Source organism: Micromonospora polyrhachis, assembly GCF_014203835.1.
GTDB lineage: Bacteria > Actinomycetota > Actinomycetes > Mycobacteriales > Micromonosporaceae > Micromonospora_H > Micromonospora_H polyrhachis.
Map to the genome: position 1 here is coordinate 6,969,710 of NZ_JACHJW010000001.1, position 13,373 is coordinate 6,983,082.

A 13,373-nucleotide genomic window follows, 5' to 3' on the forward strand; every position below is an offset into this window, starting at 1 on the left:
TGTCAGGGCAGTCCTATCGAGCCGATGCCGCGCCGTGCGGGGTCCGCGAGGCCGTAGCCGTTGTCGCTGCTCTCGGCGGTGATCATGCCGTAACGTCGGCGTCGGTCACGCGCGAACGGGTGACGAGGAGGCCGTCGTGATGTACAACGTCCTCCAGGCGCCCCACCTTTCGGATGCCGCCGGATAGCTGTCCGCGACCGCTACCGCACGGATGCCGTCAGCTGCATGAGCCGCCCGACCGTCACCAGCCGGCCCGTGGCGGGAAGCATCCGACGCGGCATTCTGGTGCTTACCGACGCCATGCTCGAACGTCCCTCTCACCTGCGCCTCGGCGTCCGCCCAAGGGACGGGCGGACGCCGAGGCGCAGGTGATCGCCACCGGTCCGCGTCGCGGCAGCGACCACCTGGCCCGCCAGCCATTCGGCCCGCAGTTCGATCGCCCCGCATCCCGGCAGGTCAGCCGACGGGTGGTGCCGTCCAGGAGGACCGGATCAGTTCCCGCTCGGTGGCGGCGAGGTGGGCGGTCACGGCCAGCCAGGCCCAGGCGTACCGGTCCGGGTCGGGATCGGTGAGCCGGCCAAACACGTCCCGGCCGCGCCGCCCGGACTCGTCGGCGAGCGCGGCGGCCACCGTGGCGGCGGTCGTGAAGCCGGCGCGCCGCAGTGGACCAACCAGCCCGGTGCCCTCACCACGCACCGCCTCGGCGACGGCGCGGCGACCGCCGGAGACGGCCAGTTCCACCAGCCGGCGGACCCGCCACAGTGGGGACTCCGCAACCGCGTCGGCGCCGAGGGCGAGAACCGGTTCGGTCATCGCGGCCGGGTCGCGCGGCGGTAGGTGGCCGCCCTGGATCTCGTCGTAGCCGAGGTCCGCCCGACCGTGCCAGTCCGCCGGCAGGCGAAGTGTCGTAGCCGCACCGGGCACCGGGCCCACCGCAAGCGGGTGCAGTGTGCTGGCCCGGTCCGGGTCCAGCCGGCCGACCACCCGGATCCGCAGGCCCGGGCGGGAGGCGAGCCGCCGCAGGTTGGCCACGTGGGCCAGCATCGGGTGAGAGTTGACCGGCACCAGCCGGATCACCGGCCCCTCCGGCACCGGCGCGCGGTCCGCTCCGGCGTCTGTGCCCGGGGCCAGCTCGCGGGCCAGCACCTGGTCGCCAACGGCGCCCACGACCATCAGGTCACCGCCGACCAGCGCGGTCCCGGCCCGGACCGGGTCCTCCGGGTCGTCGGCGGCGAGTTGGGCGGTCACCACCTCGGCGAGCGGGCGGGCAAACAGTTCCGCCAGCGGTCCGCCAGACCAGTCGATCCCGGTGAGCGGGGTGGCCCGGACGCCCTTGCCGGCGCCGAGTCGACCGTCCGGGGAGACGGTGGTGCCGCTGATCCGCAGGCCGCCACGGGCCAGCACCGCGTGGTTGACCGCTACCGCGCCCATCTCGGTGACCGCCCGGGCGCAGTCCCGTGCCCGGTCCGGGCCACCCGGTTTCACGTCGCCGAAGGAGAGCCGACGCCCGTCAGCGGCGACCAGGTGGGTGACCACCCCGGCGTACCCGGTCGCACTGATCACCGGTTCCCGACAGACGCCGTAGACCTCCAGCGTGCCGTCCGGCTGGTACGCCCGCCGGAGGATGCCGATCAGCGCCGGATCGGGATCACCGGCGGCCAGCCGGCCGGCGACGTACAGCAGGTCGTGCAGCACCTCGACCAGCTCGGCCAGCCGGTGGCCGGCGTGTCGTCCCCGGTGTGCGCGCAGGCCACGCACCGTGCGCAGCGCGGCACTCTCCGCCCGCGGCAGACCGGCCAGCCGGGCGCTGTGTGCGGCCCGCAGCAGTTCAGCCTGGGGAACCGCACCGGCGGCCGGCGCGCCGGCCGCGAGCACCGCGGCGGCTGACCGCCACAGCGCGCTGGCGGCGGCCCGTTGCGCCTTCGTCGGTGCCGTGCTCCGGCCGGTACGACCGGAGTCCGCGCCAGCCGACATCGCAGGCCCTCCGGACCGGCGGGTGGACGCGCCGAGACTGTCCTGTGCGGACGAATCTGCGGTGGATACCGGGTCGGAATGGGTGGCCGGGTCGGCGACCGGGCAGGCAACCAGGACCGCGGTCCGGTGCAGGCAGCGGGGTGCCAGCAGGCAGCTACACCGCGCCTGGTGTGGATCGGTGACCGCGCCGGTCGGTCCGGGCGTCAGGGTGACCAGGGCCTCGGTGCCACAGTCGACCGACACGCCACCATCGACCCGACCGACGGGAACACCGGCCAGCCGTTCGACGGTGGCGTCCAGCCGCTTGTGTAGCCGGGATGGCAGGGCCGCCACCGCCGCGCTGGCGACCGCCGGCAGCACCGGTGGCAACCGGTCGGTCTGCACGGCGGTGGGTGTGCTGTCCGTCAACGTGATCCTCCGCGGATGCGGTCGCCCACCCAGCGGGCGAGTTCGAGCGGGCTGAGAGCGGCGACCGGCATCCCGGCCGCGACGAGCTGCTCGGCGACCGGCACCGAATAGCAGGGCACTCCCCTGTCGTTCAGCGCGGCGCAGCCGAGCAGGTGCACACCGGAACTGGCCAGGGTGCGAACCTCACCGAGCAGCCCGGCCAGCGGGTAGCCCTCCTCGAAGTCGCTGACCACCGCGACGATGGTGCGGCTCGGCACGGTCACCAGCGAGCGGGCGTGGGCCAGCCCGGCGGCGATGTGCGTACCGCCGCCGACCCGCACCTCCAGCAGCAGGGACAACGGGTCGTCGACCCGGTCGGTCAGGTCGACCACCTCGGTGGAGAAGGCCAGGAAGTGGGTGGACAGGGTGGGCACCCCGCCCAGCACCGCGGCCGTCAACGCCGACCACACCACCGACGCCTCCATCGAGCCGGACACGTCGACCACCAGCACCAGCCGCCAGTCGGCCTCCCTGCGGGTCCGGGTGTTGAAGACCGGGCGTTCCGGCACCACGACCGTCCGGCCGTCGTCGAGCTGCTGGGTGTGCCGCAGGTTCGCCTGAAGCGTACGGGCGAGGTTGAGCCGGCCGCCGGGACGGCGGGACGGACGCGGGTTGGTCAGCCCGGTCAACGCCGGACGCACCTGGGTGGCCAACTGCTTTGTCAGCTCCTCGACCAGCCGCCGGACCAGCGGCCGGAGCTTGGACAGGTGCCCCTCCGGCAGGCCACCGGCCAGGGACAGCACCGAGGTCAGCAACTCCATCGAGGGGCGTACCGCGGCCGGGTCGAGCTCGGTGAGCACGTCGGTACGGCCACTCTCGGCCGCCCGGGCGATGACTTCCTCGCGTACCGCGTTGCCGAAGAGCGCCTCGAGTTCGTCGGCCCACTCGCGCGCGGTCGGGAAGGAGGCCTCCTGGCCGCCGCCGGCCGCCTGGCCGAGGTCGGTGGCGCCCTCGCCCTGGCCCGCCCCGTACAGCTCGTCCAGGGCGCGGGCATAGCGGCGGGCATCGGCCGGCAACCGGTCGGGTTGGCGGCCGAGCAGCAGCCGCCACCGGTCGGTGGCGGTGAGCTGGGCGGTCGGCGTGTCCGCCCCGGGCTCGACGTCGGCGGAGCCGGTCGGCGTGTCCGACCCGGGCTCGACCTCCGCGGAGCCGGTCGGCGTGCCCGGGATCGGTATGTCGCGGGCGATCAGGGCGGCCCGACCGGTCAGGTCGGCGGCGGTCCAGCGGGCCAGCAACTCGGGCGGGGCGGACAGGGCCAGGTCGAGCCGGTCGCCGAGCCGGTCGGCGACGGTGTGCAGCAGCCGGTCCCGGGCCGCCGGGGTGAGCACGTCGAACCCGCCGCGCAACGCCGGCAGCCGGTCCAGGAACTCGGTGTCGGTGAGCCGCTCGATCCGCTCCAGCAGCGGGTCCAGCGCGGCCGGGGCGGACTGCAGCAGCGGGTGCGCCGCAGTGAGCAGACCACCGAGCAGCCGGTGCAGGTGCCGCCGGGTGTCCGGTCCGGTCGCGGCGTCGATCCAGCCGGCCACCCGGCTGCCCAGGACCTCCAGATCGGTCAGGTCGAGCAGCACCCGGGCGGCCAGGGCGGCACCCTGGATCAGTGGTGAACCGGCCCGGGCCAGGTAGCCGAGGGCCTCGTCCAGGCGCAGGCCGATCCGATCCTCACCGGCCCGGACCGCGAGGTCGACCAACGCGGCGGCGTCGGCTGTGGCGTCGCTGCCGGCCAGGCCGGGCAGCCCGCGGACCGCCGCGTCGAGCAGCACGACGGCCAGCTCGGCCGCCCGGACCCGACCTTCGGCGGTGGTGCCGGGCAGGTGTTCCCTGCGCAGCGCCTCGAGCAGGTCCAGTGCGGCCAGCAGTTCGGGGAGCGTCCCGGTGCCCGGCAGCACCACGGTGGCCAGTTCGAGCCGGTCGGTGACCAGCTCGGGCAGGTCACAGCGGGCGGCGTCGCGTAGCCCGGTGAGCAGCTGCCCGGCGGTGGGGCCGCCGTCGGCGGCCTCCCGGCGGAACCGCTCGCGCAGGGTGCCGGCCGCAGCCAGCGCCGCGGTCACCCCGCGTACGCCGACCAGGTCCAGCCGGGCCGCCACGGACGGCGTCCAGGCCAGTTGCCAGCGGGTGGTCAGGGCGGCACCGTCGCCGGTGCCGGAGACCGCGATCGGCTCGCCGTAGCCGATGCCGCAGATCTGCAGACGTTGCAGCAGGATCTCCCGCCGCCCGTCCAGCTCGGTACGCAGCGGGTCCAGTCGGACCTCGCGAGACTTCGGGCTGTCCGGGTTGGGCAGCCGCAGCGCGGTGAGTTCCGCCTCGACGGCGGGACCGAGGCCGGACCTCGGCGTACCGGGGGCGATCCGGCCACGCTCGGCACCGACCAGCACCGTCTCCAGCGCCTTGGCCAGTGCTCGGCCGCGGCCGAGCAGTTCACCCTGGCCGAGCACGGTGGTCACCGCCTCCAGCACCTCGCCCCGGCCGGGGGCGGGCAGGTCCCGCAGCCGGGCTAGGTCGCCGGCCAGCCGTACCGTCTCGGCGGCCTCGCCGGTACCTGCGGTGTGACCGGCCGAGCGGAGTTCCCGGCACAGGTCGGTGACCGCCCGGGCGGCGGCAGCCCAAATCCGTTCCGGGTCGCCGGCAGCGGTGAAGACGGACTGCTGCCAGCGCGGGTCGCGGATCCCGGCCGGGTAGCCGGAGCGGGAGTCGAGCAGGTCGAACGCGTACGGCACCAGCGAGGTGATCGCGGTGCCGCCGCCCTTGGTGGCTGGCCCGGGCTGGGTCGTCACGGATCGGACCGGACTGGCCGGGGTGGTGCCGCCGGTCGTGCCGGTCGTCGGGGCGGGGTCGGCGTCGGTCGACGCGGTGGCGAGCAGGGCCGGGGCATGGAAGGCGCCGATGACGGCGGCGACCCGCCGGCCGTCCGCGCCGGCCTCGGCCAGCACCCGGCGCATGTGCTGCTCGCGCGCCAGATCCCGGACCGGTATGCCGTCGCCGCTGGCACTGTCGGTACGCATCGCCCAGCCGACGCCGAGGGCGGCCCGACGGACCGCCTCGGGCGGGCAGCCCGGGGCACGCACCTCGACCACCCGGTCCCACAGGTCGTCGCCGTCCCGACCGGTGCCGCTGGCGCTGAGGGCGGCGGCGTAGCCGGACCAGCGCAGGCCGGGAACCGGGGCACCACCGGCGGTCGGGTCGGAGTCGGTGGTCGGGTCGGACCCAGCGGTCGGGTCGATGGCGTCGGCACTCCAACCGGGGTCGGTCAGCGGCAGATCACAGCAGACCACCTCGACGCCGCGCTGCCGGGCCCAGCGGATCGCGGCCAGTTCCGGGGAGAAGTCGGCGAACGGGTAGAAGCCCGTCGGTCCGTCCTCGCCATGGCTGCCGACCAGGGCCAGCGGCGCCCGGGCAGCCGGGTCGGACAGGTACGGCAGCCAGGGCTGGAAGTCGGCCGGCAGCTCGATGCAGACCACCTCGGCCTCGGCGGTGTCGAGCAGCGCCGGGACCACCGCCGCCAGGGCCGGGCTGTGATGCCGCACCCCGATCAGGTACGGCCGGACCGTACCGGCGAGCGCGTCGACCACGGCTCGCGGGTCGGCCGGCGTCGAATCGACCGTCGACGGGTCGACGGGTGGCGGGTCGACGGGCGGCGGGGCCACACCGGTCGACGTGCTGGCGAAGGTCGTCACCGCAGGTTCTCCCGCAGGTCCCAGAGCCGGCGCCACATCGCCGAGCCGTCCTCGGCGCGGCGGCGGACCGGGCCGTCCCAGTAGCCGAGCAGCCGGGCGTGGTCGTTCTGGTCATCCTTGCGGACCACGCCGAGCAGGTGCCCGGGCACCAGGTCGAGCGCGTCTCCGCCGGGCAGGTACGCGGCGGCCAGCCCGAGCGACGCCGCCACCTGCACCGCCTCGGCCGTGGACATCACCGTGCCAGGCCGTTCCACGTCCCAGCCCTCGCCCGACCGGCCGGAACGCAGGTCGCGGAACACGGTGACCAGGGCGTCCAGCACCGCATCGTCCACGGTGTAGGCCGCGCCAGCGCGCTGCACGGCGGCGGTGGCCTGCCGGCGGACCAGGTCGGTCTCGGTGTCCACGTCCGAGATCGGGTGGATGGTCTCGAAGTTGAATCGGCGCTTGAGGGCCGAGGACATCTCCGACACGCCCCGGTCCCGCAGGTTGGCGGTGGCGATCACGGTGAACCCGGGTGCCGCGCGGATCAGGCCGTTCTCGGTACCGCTCAGCTCCGGCACGTTCATCCGCCGGTCGGACAGGAGGGACACCAGCGCGTCCTGCACCTCGGGCAGGCAGCGGGTGACCTCTTCGATCCGGACCACCCGGCCGGTACGCATGGCGGTCAGCACCGGCGAGTCGACCAGCGCCTGCGGGGTCGGCCCCTGGGCGAGCAGCAGGGCGTAGTTCCAGCCGTACCGGAAGGCGTCCTCGGTGGTGCCGGCGGTGCCCTGCACGGTCAGCGCGCTGGTGCCACAGACCGCGGCGGCCAGCAGCTCGGACAGCATGGACTTGGCGGTACCGGGTTCGCCGACCAGCAGTAGGCCCCGCTCGCCGGCCAGGGTGACCACGCACCGCTCGACCAGGCTCCGCTCACCGACGAACTTTGCCGCGATGGTCATGCTGGCCGGCAGTCCGGTGTCGGCCGGGCCGGTGCGCCGGTCGGCGGGCAGCTTCAACGCCTCACCGTCGCTGCCCTGGATGAAGGTAACCACGGCACGCGGGGTCAGCGCCCAGCCCGGCGGCCGGGCCCCGTCGTCGTACGCGGCCAGGAAGGCCAGCTCATCGGCGTACCGCTGTTCGGCGGAGAGAACCTGGGCGGCGGTCTCCGGCGCCCCGGTGGAGCGGACGTGTTCCGTCACGGTCACTGGTATTCCTCGATCTCTCTGGTTTGGACGGGGGTCAGCGGCGGGTGCCGCGGGTGGGCAGGTTGTCGAACCGGGGTCGGTCGCCGTCGCGGAGACGTTGCCAGGCCCGCCGGTAGAGGTCGGCGGCCGGTTCGAACGGCACGGTCACGTCGAGCCCGGCCGTGCCGTCCGGTGCGAGGTCGAACAGGGCGGTCTTCCAGCCCTCGATCGGCGCCTGCCCGCTGCCGCGCTCCAGCCACGGGCCGGGCAGAAACAGCGACCGGCCGGCCCGGGGCCGGCTGGCCTCGACGACCAGGTCGGTGCCGGCCAGTTCGGCGCGGGCTGCCTTCAGTCGGGTCGGCTTCCAGCCGGTCCACTTCGCCGTGTTGCGGTCGGTCGGGTCCGGCATGGCCAGCAGCATCAGGTACACCGCCGCCGCGTCGACGCCCAGGCCGTGTTCCCCGGACACCGTGGTGACCAGTTCGGGCACCGAGCGGGTCGGATCCTGCGGCCACCAGGTGCCGTCCGTCGCCCGCGCACCGCCGCCCGGCTCCCCCGGATCGCCGAGCAGCGCCGCGAACTGTGGGTCGCGGGCCAGGCGCAGGGCCACCTCCGTCGGGTACGGCTTGGCCGCGTCCGACCGCAGCGCCGGCAGGTACGGATCCGTCCCGTCTGCGTCGAGCAGGTCCGGCCGCAGCGCGGGTGAGGGCTGGTTGTCGTGGGTGGCCAGGACGATGGCGCCGTACCGTTCCCAACCCGGTCCGGTCTCCGACGGGGTGCCCGCCACCTGGCGGAACGCGGGCAGGGAGGCGTACTGGTTGAGGTCGAGCAGCAGGCGGGGGTTGGTCAGCCGGGCCCGGATCGCAGCCAGCGCGGCCGGCAGCGCGGCCCGGCACGGATCGCCGGCCGGTGTGTGGTGGGCGACCCAGGCCGTGAGGGCGACCGTGGAGCGCAGCACCTCACCGGTGAAGCCTTCTGCCTGGCCGTCGACCGACCGGGCCCGGTCGCCCTTGATCTCGAAGGCCAGGTCGGTGGTCAGCTCGGCCGAACGGGCCGGGTCGAGCAGCGCCGGCAACGCCTTCGCCGGCCCCCAGCCGGTGCGGACCGTGCGCACCGCCTCGGCGAGCAACTGTTCGGGCACCGCCACCCGACGTCCCAGAGCCGCGTTCCAGACCGCCGCGGCGGCGGTCACGTCCGGACCGTCGGTCCACAGCCGGGCCGGGTCGTCCGGCAGCAACGCCGAGACCACCGCCCGCCGGAGCTTCGGCCTGGCCTCGTTCAGCATCCCGAAGGCCAACTTGACCTCGCCGATCTGCTTGATCCCGAGCGCCTTGCGCAGCTCGGGCGGAACGGTGTTCGCCGAGTCGGCGTACGGAAGGCCAGCCAGCACCAGCTTCGCGGCGGTGGGGGTGACGCCGGTCAGCTCGGCGAACTGCTCGGCCGCTTCCGGCCGCCAGGGCAGTACGCCGCGAGCGGCCCACTCGGTGCGGAAACCGGCCAGCCAGCCGGCCTGCCGTTCGTCACCGACCGGCACCGAGGAGCGCACCGTGTACGGCTCGGGAACGGCGAACACGCCGGCCGGATCGTGGTGCAGCGCGTCGAAGGAGTAGCCGGTTCTCGTACCGCTGCTGCTGAGGATGCCGATGAATGCCCCGTCAGGCAACGGCAGGATGCCCGGCCCGGGGTACCGGCGCGTGCCGTCGGGGTTGTTGAGGTCCTCGTCCAGCAGGTGCAGCGTGCACCGGTGCCACCGGGCCGGTTCGGCCGTCGCGCCCAGGCCGAGCTGGTCCAGCTCGGTGAGCAGGGCGCGCAGCGTCTCCCGGTGTTCGTCGGGGGTGACCGCCGCGACGGCCCGGTAGGCGACGGCTGCGACACCGCCGAGCAGGGACCACCAGTCGAGAGCGTCCGGCAGCGACGGTCCGTCGAGGTGCAGCCGTACGGCGGGTTCGCTTCCGGTGGTGGCGGACCGCTGGGCGGCGAACGCCTGGAACTGGGTGAATGCCTTGGTCGAGTCACTCGCCCCGTAGGCCGAGCCGCGCAGGCCGTCCAGCGCCAGGTTGAGCTGCGTGTCGGTGGGTCCGCTCGCGGTGACCACCGGTGCCACCGGTTTCGGGGCGGACAGCGACCTGGTGAGCCGCTCGGCCACCTCCTCCAGGTCGGTACGCACCCGGGCGGCCAGCCGCAGCACCCCGGCTACCCCGGCCAGCACCGCGTCATGGCTGATCGCCGGCATCGTCGAGCGGACCAGCTCGACCAACGCGTCCTTGTCGTCTTCGTCGGCGGTGGCACCGGTGCCGGGTGCGCCGGTGCCGGAGGGACCGCCCGGTGCGCCGCCAGTGGACGCCGGGACGGCGACAGAAAAGCCGGTGATGGCCTGCGTGGCCGTGGTCAGCCCGGATCGGTTCGCCGCCTTGGCCGCGGCCCGCGCGGCCTCTTCGGCCAGGGTGGCGCGACGTTCGTCGAGGGCGGCCTTGAACAGCGTGGCGGCGGTGTGCCGGTCCACCCGGCGCAGGGCGGTGGAGCCGGCCACATCCCGGGGCAGCAGGTTGCCGAGGAACTCCCGCAACGGCAGCGGGACCACCCTGGAGGTGTAGTCCCGGCCGGACGACGCTCCGGCGGTGGCCGACACCACACCGTCCGGGTCGACCAGGACGAGACCCTTGAGTACGGCCCGCGGCCGGTCGTCGCCGGGCAGCACCAGCGCCGCGATCGGTGCCTGTCCCGGGGCCACGGTGACGGTACGACCGGCCAGGTCCTCGCCGCGTACCGAGCCGTCCGGAAGGGTGACCACCCGCCAGCCGAGTAGACCGTCCACCGGAGCGGCGGCCGGGGTGGCCCGGTCGGACAGGGCCGGCCGCAGCCAGCTGGCCGACTCCTGGAGGCGGCTTCCGTCCACCGGCAGCTCGGCCAGGAACCGGGGTAGGCTTCGCCGGCCGTGGGTGTTGCTGGCCGGGTCGTACTCGCGCCAGCCGCGGTCGCCGCTCTCCGCGCCGGAGCGGTGGACCCAGTGGGAGATGCCGTCGGTGATGACCGGCAGCTCCACCGGGACAGCGGTGTCACCGACGTGCAGCACACCGTCGCCGGTGGTGCGCCCGCCGCCGGTCAGCGGCAGGGTGATCTCGTTGCGGCGCTCCCGGCCGCCGTGCAGATAGCCGCTGATGGCCTGCGGCTCGCCGGGCGACGAGTGCCAGTAGCCGCACGCGTCGTAGTTGAACGCCCGGGAACGCCAGAAGACCAGCAACTGGCCGTCGACGTAGTGGTAACCGGGCTGGCCCCACATGTCGCCGGCCGGGATGCGCAGGTCGTGACGGAGCACGATGCCCTCGGCGCCGACCACGCGTACCGTGGTCGGCCCGCCCAGGATCACGTACGGCCAGGCTTCGTGCCGGGTCACCTCGACCCGATGGTCCCCGCCGGTCACCTCCTGCCAGGCCAGCTCCCAGTCCGGCCAGCCCAGCTCGTCGATGATCCCGCCGCGCAGGCTGCGGGCGACGTGCTCGGTGAGATCGACATCGAGAGCCTCCCGGAGTTCGCTGCCCGGACCGAGTTCACCCGATCCGCCGGGCTCGTCGGACACCAGGCGCAGCGCCTCGACCGGGATCCTGCCCAGCCAGTTCACCGCCTCCGGCAGATATGGCAGCCCGGTGGTGAACCGGTCGCGGATCCGGGCCCGCAGCCAGTCGGTCAGCAACGGCCGGACGCCCGCCGTCCCGGCCAGCCGGCGCTGGGCCTGCTGCTGATTGTCGACCTGGTCGAGGCCGCGGCGCAGGGCCCCGGCGAACCGGTCGTCACCGGTCAGGGCGAGCAGATCCCGCTGTCCCTCAACGTTCACCCAGTGCGCCAGGTTCAGGGTGTCGCGTTCCCTCGGCGGTGCCACCGGCACGTCGAGGGCGAGCAGCAGGTCGAGCAGGTCCAGGTCGCCGTCAACGGCAAGGGTCGCGCCGCTGTCGGCCAGCTCGGCGCGCAGCCGGGCGGCCATCCGCTCGACGAGTGGGTACAGCTCCCGCAATGGACGGTAGCGGACTGGGTCGGCCCGCTTCACGATGCGACGCAGCCAGCCGACGGAGCCGTCCTGCGGGCGGGCCGGGTCAGGCACGTCCGGGTCGGACAGTCCGGCGAGCGCACCGGTGTCGGCCAACAGGGTCAGCCACATGACCAGGTCGTCCCGGTCGGCGGGCATCAGATCGAGCAGGCTGCCACGGACCGCCGGGTCGCGGCCGGCCAGCGCCATCACCGCCGGCAGGTGCGCCTTCCACCAGCCGGCCGGTGCCTCGGCGGCCACCGGTAGCCGGAGCAGCTCGGCCAGGTAGGCCGCCTCACGGTCGGTGACGACGGTGGCACCGGCCTTACCAGCGGCCTTGGTGGCGGCACGGACCAGCCGGTTCACCGCGTTGGCCGACTGCGTGGAGGGAACCACGCCGCCCGCGGCGGCCCGTAGCGCCAGCCGGCAGAACCGGTCCAGCGCCTCGTCGGCCGGCAACTGGGCGGACAGCGCCTTCGCGTGGCCAGCCAGCGCGGTCGCGGAAACCACCTTGGCCGCCGCGAATTCCACGTAGACCTCGTCCAACCGGTTCAGGTCGACCGGCAGGCCGTGCTGCGCCTCCGCCTTGCGCGCCTTGTTGAACAGCTGCGTCGCGTAGGCGTCCTGCCCGGCGGCCAGGAACACCCGCGCCGCCTGCTCGAAGAACGTCGGCAGGAAGTGCGGCAGCGTACGGGCGAACCGGTCGGCGATGCCCTGGTGTCCGTCCAGGGCGGCCTTCGGCCGCGACCGGACCTGCTTGGTCAGCTTCTGCAACTCCGGCACCACCGCCAACGCGTGCCGGCCGTCTGCGGGGTGGTGCACCAGCACCCACTCCGGGAAGGCCAGCGGGCGGCGCGGGCCCAGCCCGACGACGGCCGGTTCGGCTCCCGGCGTCAGGCCGAGGAACCCGACGGCGATGTCCTCGCCCTCGCCGAGGGCGGCGTCGACCAGGCGGACCACCGGCCGGTCGTCGAGAGCCGGGTGCCGGTAGGTGCGGACAGTGAGGGGAACCGCCCGGTCGCCAGCGCCAGCGGTGTCGACCGGCAGCACCGCGCCAGCGGCCAGCAGGCTCTCGGCCGAATCCCCGTCCGACATGGTCGTCATCCCGGTCACGCCTTCTCCCCCGTTCCGGTCTGGGCGCCGGAGAGTGCCGTCGCCATCCGTATTCCTTCCGACCAGGCCACCGGCCCGACCTCGGTCAACCGCAGCGTCGGCCCGTCCACGACCGACCAGGAGAGGCTGCCCAGGGTCGCCTCGGAGTCCCAGTAGTCCTCGTCGAACCACATAGCGGCCTCGACCGTGCGACCGGCCTCCCAGACCCGGCATCTGACCTGCGAGCCGGAGACCCGGAAGCCGAGCGCGGCGGCCCGGGCGGCCAGCCGGTTGGGGACCGTGGTGCCGTGGTAGTCGGTGATCGTGGTGTCCCGTTCCTTCACGTTGGCGGGTCGACCCCAGGTGCCCCGGTGCAGTTGCTCGACCCGCTGGGTGATGTCCAGTTCGTCGGCGAACTCACGCAGGTCCGTCAGGTCGGGTAGGCGCACCGGATGGGGCAGCGTGGCGCTGGCCGGCGAGAGCCGGACGGTGTCCCCGTCGAGGTTGACCACGCGCAGGTCGCCGGTGTCGGTGACGTCCCGCAGGAAACCCGGCTCGGCCGGGTCGTCTCCGAGCACCACGAGGTCGCGCAGCGCGTCCTGCCAGGCGGGGTCTGGCCAGACCCGGGCCAGCAGCCCGGTCGGCACCGGCAGCGAGGAGACCACCCAGGCGTCGACCCGGGCCAGACATTCAGCGCTGTGCCGGTCCAGCCACTGGGCGAGCTGGCGCAACCGGTCGACCTCGGGGTCGTCCCGTAGCACCTTCGGCAGGGTCTTCAGTGGACGCCCGGTGGCCCGCAAGCCGACAGAGCGGGCCGTGACCTTCCCGTCCACAAGGGAGATCTCGTACGAGTCTCCCACCGGTAGCCAGCCCATCAGGAACACCCTCCGCAGTGGCGAATTAGCCAGATTTCGTGAGGAATCGCCTGCGATCGACGACGCACGGAACGCTAACAGTAGTGACCGACACGACAGGCACCCATCGGCGGGCGGCGGTGGGCGC

Annotated in this window: 5 protein-coding genes; all 5 read right to left on the reverse strand. The window is 74.2% G+C overall.

Annotated features, from left to right (window positions below; genetic code table 11):
* Positions 1-456 precede the first annotated feature (456 nt).
* From FHR38_RS30820 to FHR38_RS30840, 5 genes are read right to left on the reverse strand one after another with little or no spacing between them, the layout of a single operon-like run.
* Complete coding sequence (locus FHR38_RS30820; protein WP_221449261.1) at positions 457-2,382, reverse strand: hypothetical protein; 1,926 nt, start codon at positions 2,380-2,382, stop codon at positions 457-459.
* A complete protein-coding gene (locus FHR38_RS30825) occupies positions 2,379-6,092 on the reverse strand; it encodes a vWA domain-containing protein (protein ID WP_312882501.1) in 3,714 nt (1,237 codons plus the stop codon). The genes FHR38_RS30820 and FHR38_RS30825 overlap by 4 nt, the downstream gene beginning before the upstream one ends.
* Positions 6,089-7,279, reverse strand: a complete 1,191-nt coding sequence (locus tag FHR38_RS30830; protein WP_184538779.1) for an ATP-binding protein — start codon at positions 7,277-7,279, stop codon at positions 6,089-6,091. Before FHR38_RS30830 ends, FHR38_RS30825 begins: the two co-directional genes overlap by 4 nt.
* A 34-nt stretch (positions 7,280-7,313) precedes the next feature.
* Positions 7,314-12,392 carry a DNA-binding protein gene (locus FHR38_RS30835; RefSeq protein WP_184538781.1) on the reverse strand — a complete coding sequence of 1,693 codons (5,079 nt, stop codon included), beginning with the start codon at positions 12,390-12,392 and terminating at the stop codon, positions 7,314-7,316.
* Positions 12,389-13,246 carry a DUF4132 domain-containing protein gene (locus FHR38_RS30840; RefSeq protein ID WP_184538783.1) on the reverse strand — a complete coding sequence of 286 codons (858 nt, stop codon included), beginning with the start codon at positions 13,244-13,246 and terminating at the stop codon, positions 12,389-12,391. The genes FHR38_RS30835 and FHR38_RS30840 overlap by 4 nt, the downstream gene beginning before the upstream one ends.
* Positions 13,247-13,373: the final 127 nt, after the last annotated feature.

Bases quoted from the DNA above. Each gene is read 5' to 3' on its own strand.
- FHR38_RS30840 (WP_184538783.1), bottom strand. From the start codon at position 13,246: ATGGGCTGGCTACCGGTGGGAGACTCGTACGAGATCTCCCTTGTGGAC.